This window comes from Alistipes sp. i18-0019-D1, assembly GCF_042852885.1.
Lineage (GTDB): Bacteria > Bacteroidota > Bacteroidia > Bacteroidales > Rikenellaceae > Alistipes.
The window spans coordinates 2,424,326-2,440,282 of the sequence record NZ_AP031424.1 but is presented as its reverse complement, the minus strand read 5'-3'; the positions used below and the strand labels follow the sequence as shown (position 1 = coordinate 2,440,282).

At 48.3% G+C, this 15,957-nt stretch carries 30 protein-coding genes; 26 read left to right on the top strand and 4 right to left on the bottom strand.

From position 1 onward, the window contains the following. The first annotated feature begins 1 nt into the window (after position 1). The 13 genes from ACGHP5_RS10230 (at position 2) to ACGHP5_RS10170 (ending at position 5,721) form a co-directional block, all read left to right on the top strand. Entirely contained in the window at positions 2–1,036 is a 1,035-nt protein-coding gene (locus tag ACGHP5_RS10230) for a hypothetical protein (RefSeq protein WP_390566510.1), read from the top strand. Further along, positions 1,033–1,557 carry a hypothetical protein gene (locus tag ACGHP5_RS10225; RefSeq protein ID WP_390566508.1) on the top strand — a complete coding sequence of 175 codons (525 nt, stop codon included), beginning with the start codon at positions 1,033–1,035 and terminating at the stop codon, positions 1,555–1,557. Before ACGHP5_RS10230 ends, ACGHP5_RS10225 begins: the two co-directional genes overlap by 4 nt. Positions 1,558–1,578: 21 nt before the next feature. Further along, complete coding sequence (locus tag ACGHP5_RS10220) at positions 1,579–2,199, top strand: hypothetical protein (protein ID WP_390566506.1); 621 nt, start codon at positions 1,579–1,581, stop codon at positions 2,197–2,199. 2 nt (positions 2,200–2,201) lie between these two features. Continuing rightward, positions 2,202–2,378, top strand: a complete 177-nt coding sequence (locus tag ACGHP5_RS10215) for a hypothetical protein (RefSeq protein WP_390566504.1) — start codon at positions 2,202–2,204, stop codon at positions 2,376–2,378. Then, a complete protein-coding gene (locus ACGHP5_RS10210) occupies positions 2,371–2,628 on the top strand; it encodes a hypothetical protein (RefSeq protein ID WP_390566502.1) in 258 nt (85 codons plus the stop codon). The genes ACGHP5_RS10215 and ACGHP5_RS10210 overlap by 8 nt, the downstream gene beginning before the upstream one ends. Positions 2,629–2,652: 24 nt before the next feature. Further along, positions 2,653–2,982 carry a hypothetical protein gene (locus ACGHP5_RS10205; protein WP_390566501.1) on the top strand — a complete coding sequence of 110 codons (330 nt, stop codon included), beginning with the start codon at positions 2,653–2,655 and terminating at the stop codon, positions 2,980–2,982. Positions 2,983–2,993: 11 nt separating this feature from the next. Beyond that, on the top strand, positions 2,994–3,500 hold the full coding sequence (locus tag ACGHP5_RS10200) for a hypothetical protein (RefSeq protein WP_390566499.1): 507 nt from the start codon (positions 2,994–2,996) through the stop codon (positions 3,498–3,500). 13 nt (positions 3,501–3,513) lie between these two features. After that, positions 3,514–3,996 carry a hypothetical protein gene (locus ACGHP5_RS10195; RefSeq protein ID WP_390566497.1) on the top strand — a complete coding sequence of 161 codons (483 nt, stop codon included), beginning with the start codon at positions 3,514–3,516 and terminating at the stop codon, positions 3,994–3,996. Between the two features lie 7 nt (positions 3,997–4,003). Then, entirely contained in the window at positions 4,004–4,312 is a 309-nt protein-coding gene (locus ACGHP5_RS10190) for a hypothetical protein (RefSeq protein WP_390566495.1), read from the top strand. Between the two features lie 2 nt (positions 4,313–4,314). Further along, positions 4,315–4,542, top strand: coding sequence for a hypothetical protein (locus ACGHP5_RS10185; protein WP_390566494.1), 228 nt, complete (start codon positions 4,315–4,317; stop codon positions 4,540–4,542). 3 nt (positions 4,543–4,545) lie between these two features. Continuing rightward, on the top strand, positions 4,546–4,845 hold the full coding sequence (locus tag ACGHP5_RS10180; protein WP_390566492.1) for a hypothetical protein: 300 nt from the start codon (positions 4,546–4,548) through the stop codon (positions 4,843–4,845). A 96-nt stretch (positions 4,846–4,941) separates the two neighbouring features. Continuing rightward, positions 4,942–5,445 carry a DNA N-6-adenine-methyltransferase gene (locus tag ACGHP5_RS10175; RefSeq protein ID WP_390566490.1) on the top strand — a complete coding sequence of 168 codons (504 nt, stop codon included), beginning with the start codon at positions 4,942–4,944 and terminating at the stop codon, positions 5,443–5,445. A 63-nt stretch (positions 5,446–5,508) separates the two neighbouring features. Beyond that, a complete protein-coding gene (locus ACGHP5_RS10170) occupies positions 5,509–5,721 on the top strand; it encodes a hypothetical protein (RefSeq protein WP_390566488.1) in 213 nt (70 codons plus the stop codon). Between the two features lie 17 nt (positions 5,722–5,738). Here ACGHP5_RS10170 and ACGHP5_RS10165 read toward each other — a convergent pair whose 3' ends face one another. Further along, the gene (locus ACGHP5_RS10165; protein ID WP_390566486.1) at positions 5,739–5,933 is read right to left on the bottom strand and encodes a hypothetical protein; all 195 of its coding nucleotides are present in this window, start codon (positions 5,931–5,933) and stop codon (positions 5,739–5,741) included. 37 nt (positions 5,934–5,970) lie between these two features. On the opposite strand from ACGHP5_RS10165, the gene ACGHP5_RS10160 reads away from it, so the two are divergent. Then, the gene (locus tag ACGHP5_RS10160) at positions 5,971–6,372 is read left to right on the top strand and encodes a hypothetical protein (RefSeq protein WP_390566484.1); all 402 of its coding nucleotides are present in this window, start codon (positions 5,971–5,973) and stop codon (positions 6,370–6,372) included. Between the two features lie 35 nt (positions 6,373–6,407). On the opposite strand, the gene ACGHP5_RS10155 is transcribed toward ACGHP5_RS10160, so the two are convergent. After that, positions 6,408–6,974 (bottom strand): DUF6169 family protein, encoded by a 567-nt coding sequence (locus ACGHP5_RS10155; protein ID WP_390566482.1) that lies wholly within the window; start codon positions 6,972–6,974, stop codon positions 6,408–6,410. An 11-nt stretch (positions 6,975–6,985) separates the two neighbouring features. Further along, positions 6,986–7,258: a hypothetical protein gene (locus tag ACGHP5_RS10150; protein ID WP_390566481.1), complete on the bottom strand. Its 273-nt coding sequence runs from the start codon at positions 7,256–7,258 to the stop codon at positions 6,986–6,988. A 124-nt stretch (positions 7,259–7,382) separates the two neighbouring features. Between ACGHP5_RS10150 and ACGHP5_RS10145 the strand changes: the two genes are divergently transcribed. From ACGHP5_RS10145 to ACGHP5_RS10120, 6 genes are all read left to right on the top strand, one after another. Then, complete coding sequence (locus ACGHP5_RS10145; RefSeq protein ID WP_390566479.1) at positions 7,383–7,973, top strand: tyrosine-type recombinase/integrase; 591 nt, start codon at positions 7,383–7,385, stop codon at positions 7,971–7,973. A gap of 22 nt (positions 7,974–7,995) precedes the next feature. Continuing rightward, positions 7,996–8,460, top strand: coding sequence for a hypothetical protein (locus tag ACGHP5_RS10140; RefSeq protein WP_390566477.1), 465 nt, complete (start codon positions 7,996–7,998; stop codon positions 8,458–8,460). Continuing rightward, complete coding sequence (locus ACGHP5_RS10135) at positions 8,453–9,100, top strand: hypothetical protein (protein ID WP_390566475.1); 648 nt, start codon at positions 8,453–8,455, stop codon at positions 9,098–9,100. The genes ACGHP5_RS10140 and ACGHP5_RS10135 overlap by 8 nt, the downstream gene beginning before the upstream one ends. A gap of 180 nt (positions 9,101–9,280) precedes the next feature. Beyond that, positions 9,281–9,787 carry a hypothetical protein gene (locus ACGHP5_RS10130; RefSeq protein ID WP_390566474.1) on the top strand — a complete coding sequence of 169 codons (507 nt, stop codon included), beginning with the start codon at positions 9,281–9,283 and terminating at the stop codon, positions 9,785–9,787. After that, the gene (locus ACGHP5_RS10125; protein ID WP_390566472.1) at positions 9,784–10,209 is read left to right on the top strand and encodes a ribonuclease H; all 426 of its coding nucleotides are present in this window, start codon (positions 9,784–9,786) and stop codon (positions 10,207–10,209) included. The genes ACGHP5_RS10130 and ACGHP5_RS10125 overlap by 4 nt, the downstream gene beginning before the upstream one ends. 12 nt (positions 10,210–10,221) lie before the next feature. Next, positions 10,222–10,425 carry a hypothetical protein gene (locus ACGHP5_RS10120; RefSeq protein WP_390566470.1) on the top strand — a complete coding sequence of 68 codons (204 nt, stop codon included), beginning with the start codon at positions 10,222–10,224 and terminating at the stop codon, positions 10,423–10,425. Between the two features lie 20 nt (positions 10,426–10,445). Here ACGHP5_RS10120 and ACGHP5_RS10115 read toward each other — a convergent pair whose 3' ends face one another. After that, complete coding sequence (locus ACGHP5_RS10115) at positions 10,446–10,946, bottom strand: hypothetical protein (RefSeq protein ID WP_390566468.1); 501 nt, start codon at positions 10,944–10,946, stop codon at positions 10,446–10,448. Positions 10,947–11,772: 826 nt separating this feature from the next. On the opposite strand from ACGHP5_RS10115, the gene ACGHP5_RS10110 reads away from it, so the two are divergent. The 6 genes from ACGHP5_RS10110 (at position 11,773) to ACGHP5_RS10085 (ending at position 15,779) form a co-directional block, all read left to right on the top strand. Next, a complete protein-coding gene (locus ACGHP5_RS10110) occupies positions 11,773–12,654 on the top strand; it encodes a hypothetical protein (RefSeq protein WP_390566466.1) in 882 nt (293 codons plus the stop codon). Positions 12,655–12,658: 4 nt separating this feature from the next. Continuing rightward, positions 12,659–12,991 carry an STAS-like domain-containing protein gene (locus ACGHP5_RS10105; protein WP_390566465.1) on the top strand — a complete coding sequence of 111 codons (333 nt, stop codon included), beginning with the start codon at positions 12,659–12,661 and terminating at the stop codon, positions 12,989–12,991. Further along, positions 12,978–13,586, top strand: coding sequence for a hypothetical protein (locus ACGHP5_RS10100; RefSeq protein ID WP_390566463.1), 609 nt, complete (start codon positions 12,978–12,980; stop codon positions 13,584–13,586). The genes ACGHP5_RS10105 and ACGHP5_RS10100 overlap by 14 nt, the downstream gene beginning before the upstream one ends. Positions 13,587–13,956: 370 nt before the next feature. Further along, positions 13,957–14,295: an RNA polymerase sigma factor gene (locus tag ACGHP5_RS10095; RefSeq protein WP_390566461.1), complete on the top strand. Its 339-nt coding sequence runs from the start codon at positions 13,957–13,959 to the stop codon at positions 14,293–14,295. Positions 14,296–14,308: 13 nt separating this feature from the next. Beyond that, the gene (locus ACGHP5_RS10090; protein WP_390568421.1) at positions 14,309–14,524 is read left to right on the top strand and encodes an RNA polymerase sigma factor; all 216 of its coding nucleotides are present in this window, start codon (positions 14,309–14,311) and stop codon (positions 14,522–14,524) included. Positions 14,525–14,585: 61 nt separating this feature from the next. After that, the gene (locus ACGHP5_RS10085; protein WP_390566459.1) at positions 14,586–15,779 is read left to right on the top strand and encodes a FecR family protein; all 1,194 of its coding nucleotides are present in this window, start codon (positions 14,586–14,588) and stop codon (positions 15,777–15,779) included. Positions 15,780–15,957: the final 178 nt, after the last annotated feature.

Sequence of the window (15,957 nt, the reverse complement as noted above, 5' to 3'; positions counted from 1 at the left end):
CATGACTGAAAAACGAATAACATCAGTGCCGATAACACCCCGCCATCTGTATCGGAAGATTCTGGACGAACAGAATATCGGGTTCAAATACCTGCTCATTTACCGGAACAAAGAGGATATGGTCGCAGCTCTTGATGGAAAGATATACGCTATCAGCGACACGGACGGCAGCCATCTATGCGACATCCTGCACGAAGACTATATCCGTATGACCGAAGATCTGACATTGATCGACAGTCTTTCTGCTCCGCAAGGCATCGCGTATTTTTCCGACTGGGTAATAGCCAACCCGCAATATCGGGAAACAGTATTGGCGTGCCGGCTGTCGATTCTTTTTTTGGAAAGAGAGCCGGAACTATCTGAATGTCCTGATAAAAGCGATTGGCCGTATCCCGACATGCCGCAAGAGTTCTATCAAAAAGAGTTCGTATGCGGAAACAGTTCGATCACTCGCGGCGAACTGGAGGAATTACCCTGTCCGTTCTTCACGGCAGAAGTTACCGATGAGCAGATGCAGGCCATCATCGATGAAACAGACGCAGAGACCAAACTCTGCTGGCGTCTGCCGACAAACCGACCGATCAATTTCGGTAACAACCGGTATAGCGAAACGTGGTGGAAGGAACTCGAATGTGCCGCCAACCGCCATCATGTCCCGTATTACGAGGATATCTCTTTGGCCTATCATGGAACGCCAGATCCGAACGTCGAGTTCTCGACAGATGGCCGCCGTGTGATTTATTTCACCGACGACCATGCCAAAGCCGAGCAGTTTGCCCGTGCAGAGGGACGCGGAGGTCTGTTTCCCGGTGAAACAGCCACCGTAATCCATACCCGGATTACACTGCGTAACCCTTATGTCGTGCAGACGGAACAAAAGTGGCTGCAGATGGCTGATGATACCGTAATCGATAAAGCAGAACTTTCGGCCAAAGGGTACGACGGAATTCTGTACTGCGACGAAAACAATGTAAATACCTATGTGGTTTTTAACTCCAGCGATTGTAAAATCATTCAAAAAGAGACCTTGCAATGAAAAACAACATCCACGATGTGATCGCCTCCATCACGGCGATCCTGATCCACAACGGCCTGAGCGAACTCTCGCTGGGCGACACCGATGAACTGACGGAACCGACGAATGTCGTGTGGTACGACAAAGACGGCAATCCCTATGACGACCGCGTAACCGGCGTATTCTGGGACGGCGAGGAGCTGTCGCTGGAAGTGGAAGCCGGCGAGTTCTACCAGAGAGAGCGTATTTACAGCTACGACTTCGCTTTCTCGAATATCGACTGGCTGCGAGGCGTCCGCGACAACATGCTCGAAGTGCTCCAGCGCGACGGTCGGCGCCGCTGTCCGGCCTGCGGCAGGATACTCAAAGGACGGCAGAAATTCTGCTCGGAGGAGTGCCGGAAATTCATGGCCCCGGAACCTTCGGCCCGCGACGTGACGGAGAAAGCCAACAAACACATCCGCCGGCTCATCGCGCAGCTCGCAGGCAGCGACCGCAAACTCAAAAGACAATTAACCGAACAGTATAGCATTACGCTATAAACCAGACAACTAAAAAACGACATGACAAACCTGCATCAATATTACAAGGACAACAAAGACGACATCAACTCGTCGATTATGGAACTCGCCAGCGATCTGGCCGCAGGTCGGCTGATGAATGCACACGGCCGGCCTTTCGAGGCGTTCGTCGAGCCTGACGACCCCGACGATCCGGAGAGCGGCACGCATTATAAGGACGAGTTCCAGGACGAATTCGACCGCTATTACGACGAGGAGTACAACCGCATTGCCGGCCTGATGAAATTCGACATCGGCTCCGACGACGGCATTCGCAGGGAAGACGAACCGGAGGATTTTCCCATGCAGTTGGCCCGACTCGTGGACAAGGCTCACGCTTGGCAGCGTGAAGCCCGCAGTCTGATTATAGAGACGCTCCGCCGGAACAGTGGACGCATTTCGTTCTTACCTCAAAATCCGGAAGAGCGTCCGGTTGCCGCGTCGCTATACGGTCACAAAGACTTTCCCCGCGTGGACCTCACGGATGTCTACATCGAGGAAGGACTACGAACGTACATCATGGCAGACGGTGTCGATACTGAAACCGGTGATAAGAGAACCGGATTTCAAATACAGGACGAACAGCTCTATGACATCGCACTGTTCCTCAAATGGGTATTATAATCATGGCGACGAAAGCGATTTACATCACGGTCCGCCTCGATGTCGAAAACCCGACGGCGAATACCATCTCCGATGAGGAGATAAACGACCTTGTCAGTGAAATGGATTACAGTTTCCATGCGTCAGAGAACAGCTCCCTGACGATCGTCGATACCGAAATCTGCGGACGCAATGACTAAGGTCGTATTCCGCAAATGGAAAGGGGGCGACGTAATCGCTCTCTTTCCTGATGTCCCGTGGGATCGGCATGATTCCGCCACAACCTCCTACATGCACGTCGGCCAGCACGGAGCGGCAGACTATACGGGCGTGATCGCCGCGACCCGTCCGGCTCGGGAACCTGAATACCGCGATCTGCTCGCCGAGCTGAAAGCTATCGGTTACGATGACTTGCGCGTCGTGAAGCGGGCAAGACCGAAGTTCGACTGAAAACTTCCGAAATTTATAATAGTCATGATCAATATTCCTTTGAGCCTGCGGGTTCCTCCGCAGGGCCGCTATAACCGCGGCGTCTTCACCTGCAATGAATGCGGTTTCGAACCGCCTTATTACAACGTCGTGCCCCACATGCTGGGGATCGCCGAGACTACGGCCGGCGTCATGGTCGTCTGGGAGTGTCCCCGGTGCGGACAGAAATGGATGTTCCACTACCGGGCGCAGAATGCCCGCGAACCCTTCGACTACGCCGCCCAGCTTATCGCTTTCCGCCACGGAGATCCCGACTGGCGTTCGGTGCAGAATCCCGACTGGATCGCAACTCAACAGGCCAAAAATAAACCTTAAATCCAAATCTGATGTCTCACAAACTGATCGTCATCCCTGTCCTACAGGAAGGGATGGCCTATACCATCATACTCAAAGACGGCCGTAAGGTCCGCAATGTGATCTACTATGCCTGCGTAGCGTCCGGCAAACCGTACTTCGGCAAAGGCAACGAGGTGTATCCCGCTGAGGAGGTGCAGAGCCACTCCCTGATCGGTCATAACGTGCCCGACAATTACGATGAAGACGATACACTCGACCCCGACCGCCTTGCCATTATGGATGAGGTGTGCGAGGTCATCGACGTCATCACCACGCCTGACACCTATCCCGAACTGTTCCGCCGCCGTGTCAAATGCCTGATGATTTCTGGCCTGCCGCAAGCTGAGGCCGAGAAAGTCGTGGTTTCGGCGCCCCTGAAGCTTGAACTCTTTTACGACATCGGCCGGGGCAGCTTCGCCATCGACGCCGAGGCGATCGGCAATACGCCGCTGTACAACCCCTATACGGGAAAGGAAATTCCCGACGAAACCGAATAAAAAATATCGAATTATGACAACAACAATCAAAAAAGGGCAAAAAGTATGGTGGGACGATCCTGTTCAGGAAAAATCCGGCGAATACGACGTGCTCGCGGTAGACTATACTCGAAATATCGTGCAGATCGGCGACGGAGAAGAGACCTTCGAACTGTCGCCTGAGCACTTGGAGATTACCTGTCCCATGTCGGAAGAAGACAGGCAGCAGCTCGATAAGCTGGAGGAGCATTACCGCATACTGGAAAGAGAGGCGGAAAAATTGATGCTGGACATCGTTTCCCGTTTCGATGAGGAGGAGTTCTCTGTCGAGGGGTATTCCGTGCAGGTATGCGACGAAGATCATGATCCCTGTTGCGTTTACGGATTCTCGGCAAAAGACGGAAAGCTGTATGCCTCGCTGGATTATGACTCGGGGGAACTTCGTGAAGTTCCTGTCGAGAGCTTGCGCACCGGAGAGATTTTCGAGGCGTTTTGCGAGTTGATCAAACAAATATAACAGGACAATGAACTACACGAGTATGCTGATGCAGGAGACCCTCCGAAAACTGGAGAAAACCCTGCCCGAAATCACTCCCGAGCAGCGCAGACTGCTCGATGAACTGAACGCCCAGATCGAGGAGAACGGCCGGTATTACGTGGTCGAATCCCTGACCGTCGACCAGATGCGAGAGCACGGCTACGACCTAACGGAAAAGGACGGCGCCCTGATCGACAAGATCGCCGAAAAGGTCGAAGTCGACGCCGACATGCTGTGGTCTGCCGTCGACATCTGGGCCGAAACCTACAATGTCAAACAAATCGAAGATTTCTGATTATGATTATCGCACCCGAAACGAAACAGACTGAGAAAAAAGAACTTTACGCTTTCTCATGGCCTTGCGATCTGATGGATCGCAACGTCAGCGACCAAGAAATCCTGGAGGCTTACGAAACGGAAGACGGGGTGGAAAAGCTCACGCCGGACGAACTGGCTGCCGAAATCAACGACAACGACTGCGCGTTCGGACAATGCTACGTCCGTTTCATCGAAGTGGAGGAATAAACCATGAAGCGCAGAATCATTCTTGTGGCCGGTCTTCATTTGACCGCTACCGACAAGGCGTACATCAACGCCATTTTGGATGCGGGACAGCAGACCGGCCACCGCAAGGGCGGCCTTCATGTAACCCTCCAGCCGACCGATAAGAAAAGTGAAATCGAGCATTACCGGTATAGTACGATTCACTGGCGCCGGGCTCAAAACCTCGAAAATCACACCGTCAAAGGACGTCTCTATGCCGTCGAAATACGGGAGCGGGACGGCCGGACAACGCGCCATATCGTAGATATCGTCGAACCCAAGTAAAATTTAATTCACTGACAGCGATCCGAATACACTTGTAGGGACTATCTCTTTTACACCGGATAGTCCGGGGTTTAAGAACTCTTAAACCCAAGTGTAATGAACACAAGTTTTGAAAAAACAAAGAACAGCACGGACGAATGGTACACGCCACGCTGCATCTTTGAACCTCTCGGATCGTTCGATCTCGACCCTTGTTCTCCGGTGAAACCACTCTGGAAAATCGCACGAACGAACTACACGCAACTCGACGACGGCTTATCCCGCGAATGGTTCGGCCGGGTATGGCTCAATCCGCCTTACTCGCGGCCACTGATCGACCGTTTCGTCGGGAAACTGGCCGAGCACGGCAATGGCATTGCGCTACTATTCAATCGCTGTGACAGTAAACTATTTCACGACGTTATTTTTCCGAATGCTTCTGCGATCCTGTTCCTGCGTGGCCGTATCAAGTTTTACACGGCCGATGGCACACAGGGAGGTTCGCCCGGCTGCGGCAGCGTCCTTATTGCTTTCGGAGAGGAAAATGCCCGAATCCTTCAATCATGCGGAATACCGGGGCAGTTCTTTAGCATAGACCCAAACGGGAACCTTCCCGGTTGATGGGAATTCTAAACCTGAATAAAGGCGGGACTCACGTTCCCGCCTTTATTGATAATTAAATCCATGACAAAAGAAATGACAATAGACAAACGTATCAAAGAAATTCTGAAATGGGGGCCGATGGCGGCCCTCTATTTTTCGGTGGCTATCGATGTCCTCAAACAAGTCATCGCACAAAAGAGCGACCGGGAAGTGTACGAAATGTTCGGCGGCCTCATCTCTGCGGCGACCGTGCGTCACTGCGTGGATACGATTGATCGCACCTTGCATCCGTAGACCCAAATCAATACTCTTTATTCGTCCTCTGGTATCGAGATTTGCCGGGTGTCGATGTCGTATTGAGCCAACAGTCCATGGCTATTGGACAGGTAAATATACTTCTCATCGGAATCGGAGTACAATTCGCTGGGCTGGTCAAAGATCAACCCGTGTTTTGAGCAATATCGGCTGTAAGCCTTTACCGCATCGTCAAAAAGAGTGTCGCTCATACTTTCAGGGATATTAAGGCGGTTATAAACTCGGCACTTGGAGTTCGCCCAGATGCTTTACAAAGAAAACAATAATATCGGCAAGACCAAAAGAAATGAAATTTTTTTGACTCCGTTCAGTCATTTAGGCTGGCTGCGTCGGACTTTCTTTGCAGCTTTTTCTGAAATCTATCATATCAATCCCATTTTTACCATGAACAACGAACGCAGAGCACTGCTCGCAGAAGCCCGCGATGCGCTGGACGAGGTGATCGACCAGCTCAACGATATTAAAGACGAAGAGCAGGAAACATACGACAATCTGCCCGAGAACTTCCAGGATACGGACAGGGGGCAGAAAATGAACGATGCCATCGAACAGATTGACCAAGCTATCTCCTCAATCGAAGAAGCCCAGCAAGCTATCGACGAGGCATCCAACAAAAAAGCCGGACAGTGATAAAACTGTCCGGCTTTCGATGATTTGCCCCCCCCTTACTCTTTGTCCGCATCCGAGGTAAGATAATCTACCAACTTGGAGAAAGTCTTTGACAAGGTTTTTCTGTGAGAGTAGTCACGCCGATAAATTACCGCTACATGATTAGGGGTTCCATCCCGCTCGATTGTAGCATCCAATTTTTCATACAAATTATCTGCATTCGCTCGTATATACCAAAAATTGAACAAGCGATGCCGCAAAGTCTGTATTGGATACGGCGTAGGATGCCGATCTATAAATTGATTGTGAGCATCACAAAAATACGCCAAAACGCGATTGCTGTCTGTGAAGAAAACAGTAATAATAGCTATTATTGTAAGTTGAATAGAGGGGTCTTCCTCAAAGCGATTATTAGGACGAACACCGACAAGAAGGTAATATACATTTCCAATGTCGGGCAAGGCTCCTTCGTCCGGACTGAAAGAAACATAGCAATTACGCCCGTCATGCGTAACAAATACAAACGCTCTTTCGTCCTTGTCGTATGTGACGACATAAGGAGAAAGAGCGTTGATTTTGTTTATATCTAAAAATTGAGCAACGTCCTGTTCAAGCGACGACATAGGGTGTAGGGCTATCGCAATTTAGACAGCACTACATCCTGACCTTTAAGAGACGAAAGAGACTTTCCCTGTTGCACACATGTCAACCAAGCATTTTTATCTGCAATCATTTTACTGACAGCAAACAAAACCTTCTCTTTTTGTGCTTTCTTTTTATTTAACATTTTCATAGGTATTACCTCCTTCCGGAATTGTAACGGTACAAAGTTAAGCATTTTCTCCAATACAACCAAATCCTCCGCCATCGGCATTAGTTGGAATTGCATTACAGTTAACAGATTCATCTATAACAAAAATAGCACCAGTAATCACATATCCATTTATATAACGTCAAACACCTGCATATTAGTCTGTGTGTCCTGGATAAAGATTAAAAGCAATCATTTTACCCTCAAAATCACAATCATCATGGCAGCAAAAGGAGTATCCACGACCTCGGAGCCGCTCGAAAGTTCCGACTACTACGCGCTGATCGAGCACCTGGAGCGCGACGGCAAATACCGCTGGGCCCTGTTCTGCGTCATCGCCTGCACGATGGGCCTGCGCGTCAGCGACGTCAAGCGCCTCACCTGGGAAGATCTGCTCGCAGGAAACCTGCATTTCGTAGACGAAATCAAGACCGGCAAAAACCGCCGCGTGAAGATCAACGACTCGGTGCGCCGCAAGTACCTCGAATACTACGACCGCATGGGCCGTCCGCCGCTGGAGCAGCTCGTCTTCTTCAGCAAAAGAACCGGACGGGCCTACACCACCCAGAACATCAACCAACACCTGCGCAACTTTCGGCAGAAGTATCTGCTGCCCGTAACGCACTTCTCATCGCACTCCCTGCGCAAGACACTCGGCAAGAAGATCTACGAAGACCACGGTCGGTCGGAGTTCGGGCTGATGCTCGTGAACAAGACCTTCAATCATCGGGACATTCAAACCTCGGAACGATACATCGGTGTCGCGACCAATACGCTGGAGAGTGTCTACGACTCATTTCAGTTCAAATAGAAAACCATAACACCGTAACGCTATGAATGCAGAACCCGTTGTAAGACAAAAGTACGTCTGGGACCCGATTACCAAGCTGACCCGGAACTACCAAAAGAAGATTAACGCGACCTACCGGGAGATCGACGAACATGTCCGTACCGGTCGTGCTGACAAGGTCACAACCCCCAATTATGCCCGAGAAGTCATCGCACCGCTGGCAAAGGCACTCAGCGATGCGCTGCCCGAATATGCCGTCACGGTCAAGGATTCGGTAGAAGTGATCGGCACCGGGGCCTACTTTCTGTTGTGTCTCGGAGAAATTCCGCTCGGCGGTCTATCGTACCCCGGACCCAAGATGGCACAGATAAACTTTACCATTTTTGCACACCAAAAACCGTGGGGCCGAAGCATAGCCGTTACGAAACTCAAACAACTGACCAAACTGCTTACCGAGTTGGCAGACTTCACAGGACTCGGAGGCACAAATGAGAACCAAGATGAATGACGACAAGGAAATGCAGCGGCAATACCGCACTCTGGCCCTGCTGGGGATCAGCAAGTGGTTGTTTCTGGGACTTATCCTGCTGATATGGACGCTGGTGGAGCTATTCACGCCCGAGATCGACCCGCTGGATCGCTCGGCGATTAAAAACCGCAGGATCGTCAAGGAGATTCACGTCGTTGACAGCACCAACAACGGGTTTCGGGTCAGCTATGCGACCATCAACAGTGTGACCAAAGAGCGGTTCGACGAGATTTACTTCCGGCCAGCCCTCGAAGACTCGCTGGAAAAGCTCAAAGAACTGACGCCGCAGAGATTCCCGGATATGGTCAATCTGGATATTTACGACTTTTCAGACTTCGCAAAGAGATTCGACCCGGCAGACATTCAGATTCATAACATCTTCGTTTACGGTCTGGAAAAGGAGAAGATGTATGTTGGAGACAACCCTCTGATCAAAAATCCGGCACGGTCGATCGACAGGGCGACGGCACAGGGTCTGCTCTACATACGGACTGAAGATATTTACTGTCCGGATTCGACACGCCGCAAGGTTTATAGGTACTTCCTGTGCCGGGGGATGTTCCAACTCTCTCACACAGACGAACATTTCAGCCATTTCTCCGAAGACGAAAGAATATAGGTAAACGCGACATAACACTATCTATAATAGATGGTTACAAATATAAAATATCTTATAAAAACTTGTTTTCTACCCGCGATATAAGTATATTTGTACTGGGTTGCTTCCCTTTAATTGACAAACAACAGATTTAATAAATTGGTGAACTATGAGATCGATTGCAGAAAGAGTCAAAGCATTATGGAAACTGAGAAGGTTCGCCTCAAATTCGAGGAGTCGAAAGAGACCAAGGCGGTTATCGGGTTCGTTACCCGGAGTTCCACGACATGGAGGTTGCGTGGAGTAAGTGAAAAAGACGATTGTCCCAAGAAGATCTGCGTATTGGCAGAAGACCTCCAGGGGCTGATCAAACTGGGGGTCGTTTACGAAGTCGAGCTAAGGCCGATGCGCAAGGGAAACGGATTCATCGTTATCTCGGCCACACGGCCCAAATATGAAGCGACATTCGAAATGACCGTCATTCCGAAGACGGTATATCAGATCAGGATTGTTTTCGGGCACAAAATCATCTACTTCGACCCCAAAGACGGGAACTCGCCGTCGAGCCGCACTGTCCCCGGGGTAGAAAAGGCATTGAGAGAGCGGCAGGATCTGGCCGATACGGAGAAAGTTATCGAGAAGTTCCGGGTCGAAGCAGAACGCCTGCTCGATCGGATCGAACAGGACGGTTACATCATCCGACGATGAGCCGGCCGACAGAGGGGATCGCCACGGATGCGGCCCATTCCATCAAACAGGGGCGTACTCGCTTCAGAGGTATAGACCTGAAGACCGGCGCCGAAATATTCCACGAAGATTTAGGGAACCAGACAGTCAATGTCGGTGAATTTCTGGGAGTAGTCGCTGCGGTGAAATACATCATCGAGCAAGACTACTCACCCAGGATCATATACACCGACAGCATGACCGCTATGGCATGGTTCAAGAGCAAACGCACGGCATCGAGGCGGAAGACGGCGGCGCTGCTACGGGCCGAGGTATTCCTGCAAGTCATGGCTCGCATGGTCGATACGATCCGTGTCGAGCATTGGGACAACGACGGCTGGGGTGAAATACCTGCGGATTTCGGGTTGAAGTCCCGGCGACCGGCAGGAGACCATAACCTTTAACGCTCCCGAATCATGGCGAAGAAACTATCCGACAAGACCCGATATGTCACGCTCCGCGAGCACGACTATCTGGAACTTCTGAACGACCACATGGTGCTGCGGGCAATGAAGATTCTGGGCATTGAAAAACATCCCGCTTTTAAGGCCGTAGAGAGCATTCTCAAGGACGGACGGGTGGAAGTGCATATTCGGCCCGTCGAGGGCAGGTACAGGTAGAAAACGGGCCGAAACGGACGTTATTCCGCCGAGCCTATATCCAGCACACGCTTATTGCGTCGCCGGGCGTGCGAAACGACGCGCCGGACGAACGGATCACCGTCCGGATTATCGCATAGCACCAGGGATACATTGGCCAGTACATCGCTCAACAAGGCGCCCGCCGTAAGGTGGGCGTCGTCGTTTTGAGGGCACAATACATCGTCAAGATAGTGGGTGTATGGCGGTGTTTCGTAAAACGTTCCCATATTCCCGAAAACGCCCATCTGATAAACATACGGCAGACGATAGTCGGCTATAAGCTCTGTTCTGATCGTTTGCAGCAGTCCGGCGGAAACGATGTCGAAAAAGTCCCAATTCAGGTGGACATAGGTGTTGAAGCTTTCCGATGAGAGTTCCCGGTATATGGCGCGCAGCCGTACACGATAAGATTCTGTCAGGGCCATATTCTCGTATCTGTCCTGAGGAATGCGACCTATGCACAATACGGATTTGCCGGGGTGTTCGACCAAGTTTAACATAACAGCTCTCTGAAGTTTTTCAGAGCTCCGTTACATCGGGCGAATATCGGGTACGAAAAGGGCGCAACAACAACTGCTCCTAACCAAAGGGCTTGCGAACCCTCAAACATCTGGAAAAGTTATTATGCGCCCAAAGGATGTTATAGCTTAGCTACAACACGCCTTCGAGTCGACTTACTTTTTGCCATGTTTGAATTCACCGTCGGAATGAACCGAGCGGTTCGCAAGAATTTTGGTTTGGCAGAAAGAGTAAATCTACTCTATATCTATCCGCAGTGCCTATGCACTGCATATGTCATGCACCGTTCTAATACGAACGATATTTGAGCCTCCGGGAATAAATCAACGGAACTCCGGTAACAAAAGTAATGTTTTTCCCCTCAATATGCAAAGAATCCGACCGTGTAGGCCGGGGTTGAAGAATCCGGCAGAAATGTCCCACGTATTCTATGGCCTAACGGAACTTGCTGACCTGACGAGGGGCTTATTAAATGATACGCTTATCAGTATAGGCCAGATACAAAAATAGGGCTCAAAAAGCCCTTTTTGCCGTCATCCATGTAGGTTTGATGTTGTCGTCTCTTTGCGTATACTCTGTAAATCAGGCAACTAAATCGCCTCCCGCAATCGTATATATCAGAATCATCTAGCCCGCAAGGCATATAAAATATATCGTCGAAATCTTTTTTCAAAAGAAAAAAGAAGATTACGACGAAAAATTGCATGCTGTTTAACAAAAGAACAAAAGCAAGAATTATATCAACAAAGACAAACTAGGGAGGCAATACGCTCATTTGTAAGGATTAAAGCCCCCAAGAACTTCTCTATGATTAGTAACACAGAAGAAACATTAAATTTTATTGCCCGATTGGAAGAATGTTATGCTAAAAAAAGAAAAGTTTTTGTTGATTTAGAATCAGTAGATCATATAGGTAATGGAGCAATTGTCGTCTTATTATCAAAAATGGTACAATTCAAATCTAGCAACATTGATTTTAATGGCAATTATCCTAAAAATAGATACGCTCGCTCAATATTGAAAGAATCTGGATTCATTAAAAATTTGTTCAAAGATTTTACTGTCGAGGATGAATATGTAATCGGGGATGAAAATAATAAAATATACACACATGGACAAAGAAATGTCAATCCTGTATTATCTAGTGATATTATAAAACATTTAAGCAAGTTAATATGGGAAACTCCTCAAAGGTGCATTGGAGTCCAAAGAGTGTTCCTAGAATTAATGCAAAATACAAACAATCATGCCTCTTTTGATAATTTAGGAGAAAAACATTGGTGGCTTTCAGTAGACTATGATAAAGAAAATAATAAAGCTAAATTTTCTTTTATTGACTTTGGAGTTGGAATTTTTAAAAGTCTAGAAAACAAGAATAGTGGTTCAAAATTCTATCGAATAATCGAAAAAGTTAAAAATATATATAAATACGGAAACAACGCAGAGCTACTGAAACTTCTATTAGAGGGAGAAATCCACAAAACAGCCACCGGGGATTATTATCGAGGGAAAGGCCTTCCCGGAATAGTAAATGCGCTAAAGCAGAACAGAATATCCAATTTAACTATTATTTCGAACAATGCCATGGCAGATGTAAATAATAACAAATATAAATTGCTTAACAAAGCGTTAAATGGATCTTTCTTTTCATGGGAATTAAATTATAATAATGAACATTTTTCCGAATAGCACAATGAAAACATTAAACATTGCAAAGGAATTTAGCACCACGCCCGGTGCACGATATGAACATGAAGGGCCATATCCTGGTAAAGATTTTCGCGATAAATATTTAGCCCCTCGCCTTAAAGAATGTATAGAAAATCATACACAATTAGAAATTACTCTTGACGGAACAGCAGGATTAGGGACTTCTTTTTTAGAAGAATCATTTGGAGGGTTAATAAGAGAAGACAAAATCCAATATAATGATGTAATTCGAACCTTAAAATTTATATCAAACGAAAATCCAGAATATATAGATGAAATAAACCAATATATGAAAGAGGCTTATGAGAAATTATAAGAATATAATTCCGTATGGAGTTGTTGCTATTTTATTTCTATGCATTGGTATAACTATAGGAAAGCTATTTAATTGGAATTATTTCATAATTAGTACCGAATTGAGCATCATAGATGCCTTAAATCTTTTCACAACAATTGGGCTTGCCCTATATATAACATCGGTTCTAGAACGAAAGATTCAAACAGACAGAATAGAAAAAGATATAATAAGTTCGAAAATAGCCGAGATTGAAGAAAGTTTAGCATCAATTCATGAGATTATTGGTGATGATCCAATAAAATATATCAGGGTTAATTCAATTATGCATCGATTTGGTGTAACACGGAACTATTTATTTAAAGAACTTAACGAATTAAACATTGTCACCATTTCTAACACAGGAGAAAACCTTGATGAAATCATAAAAGTTGAGCACCTAAAATTAAAGCGGCTACTTACAGAAACCCCAATCCAACAGAATGGAGAAACTGAAATAAAAGTTACTAATGGGATCGCAGAATACAGCGACAAACGAAAAACAGAAATCAATACAGCCGTTTGCTCGTTAAGCGAAAAACTCTTTCTTCTAAAGATGACAATCAATCGTGTATAATTTCACACCAAATTTACACCACACCATCAATATTACTATTATATAAAGCTGATTTACAATTATATATATTAGCATTACTACTTTCTGCATCGGCAAATAATTGCCGCAAACCACGATCCGGTATTATCGGCAACGGCTTCAGGTGCTCCGTACGAGTGCCTATTTGTGACTCGGAATCATGGTACAAACGAAGGAAACAACAAGTCCACGACGGTCCGAACGGCATTAAAATCGGAGGACATTTCAGATGTTCATGCCGAATCGCTTGTTTATTACGGGAATTTTTGCGAACATTGTAAACAGGTTGTGCGCTGAAAATGGAAAATAGCCCCCGGAATACAATCCCAAAAAGCTTCGCGGCGTGTAAAACATGGACATAAAGAGAGACAAGGACGATGCGTCTTTATGGAATCGGTTTCTCGACGGAGACCGGGAGGCTTATGCGTATATTTTCGAGAGATATGTCCGTGTGCTGTTTATGTACGGGTCCCAGTTCACCGACGACCGGGAACTGGTAAAAGACTGCATCCAGGATGTTTTCGTCAAGATATACTCCAACCGAAGCAACCTGCGCCCTACCGACAACATCAAATACTACCTGTTCGCGGCGCTCCGCAACAGCCTCATAAACGTCCTGAAACGCGACAAAGCCCGATTCGGAGGGGGGGGGTTCCGACACCGACGCAAAGGCGAAAGAGCAGGCCTGTGAGGACGCATCCCGCATAATCGAAATCCGGGAAGAGGAGGCGATCATGCAGAACAGGGTCGCCGAAATCATGTCGGCCCTCACGCCGCAGCAAAAGCGGGCCGTGCATTATCGGTATATCGACAATCTCAGCATCAGCGAGATTTCCGACGTCATGAATATGAGTTACCAGGCTGTCCTGAACACCATCCAACGGGCTTTGAAGCGAATCCGCACAAATTATTTGAATTAATTTCCGGAAAAGTGATTATAAAATCCGAGCCGCGGTGTTTACTGTATAAAACTGCGCCCGGATGGACAACAAAGACTATAAACTCTTTACCCTCGAAGATTTCCTATCGGACGATTTTTTCATTGCATCGGTGAAAAGTCCCGTACGCCAAAGCACCGCTTTCTGGCAGGACTTCGTAGCGTCCGATCCGCCCAATATCAGCGAATATCTCGTCGCCCGGAGGTATATCGAATCCTCGAACGAAATCCTGCCTTTCATTACCGACCGGGAGATCTCCCTGCTATGGGACAACATCGTCGCGGAAACGGGCCTGAACAAACCGGAACGGCGCCCCCGCCGGAAATACATGCTCTACCCGGCGGCCGTCGCCGCGTCGGTCCTGATGCTGTTCACCCTGTGGCCGTCGGACGACGTGACGCGGCATGTCGAAATCTGCGAATACGCCTGCGCAAAAGCCGACTCCACTGAAAGCAGGGAGGCCAAACTGATCCTGTCGGACGCCAAAACCGTGGTCATCACGGACAAGGAGGCCGAAATCCGCTACGACGATTCGAAAATCACGGTCAGCCGGTCGCAGATACCCAAGGAAGAATCGGCCAAATACAACCAGCTCATCATCCCGAAAGGCAAAATGTCGCGCCTCTCCCTCTCCGACGGAACCAAAGTGTGGGTCAATGCCAATACACGGATCGTCTATCCGGCGGAATTCACCGGCAAGCAGCGGGAAATCTACGTCGACGGCGAAATTTTCCTCGACGTCGTGCACGACGACCGTCCGTTCATCGTGCGGACCAAAGGACTGAACGTCGAGGTCATGGGAACCCGTTTCAACGTATGCGCATACGACAAAGGGGAACTCGAACGCATCGTCCTGGTGGAAGGGTCCGTACGGGTCGCGGACAAGACGGGAGGAAACAAGAGGGTCCTCGAACCGAAGCAGATGTACGAAGCTGCGGGAGGAGAGACGCGCGTCGAAGAAGTCGACGTCCGCAAATACGCATCGTGGATCGAGGGATTGTACTATTTCGACAGGGAGAGGCTGGAAAACGTCGCCCGGCTTCTGTCCGATTATTACGGTGTCTCGATCGTTTGCAGCGAGAAAACGGGCGGGTTCGCCTGCTCCGGCAAACTGGACCTGAAAAGCGACCTCGACGAAGTGTTGCTCGGATTGAGCCTGAGCCTGCCGGTAGTCTGCGAGCACGTGGGAGACGACATGTATATCATCGTACTCAAAACGACTGAATCCCAACCTTAAAACCCCGAAAAACCGAAGAGCCTATGAGATAAAACCGAATTCCGAAAAAACGACCGGACGATACTGGTACTATCGCCCGGTCTGCGATCTAACCGTTAAACTGCTAAAAATTAACCATTAAATCCCTACAAAGGTATGAATAATAACAATAAGTCATGCTGTAAGAAATCATTATTTC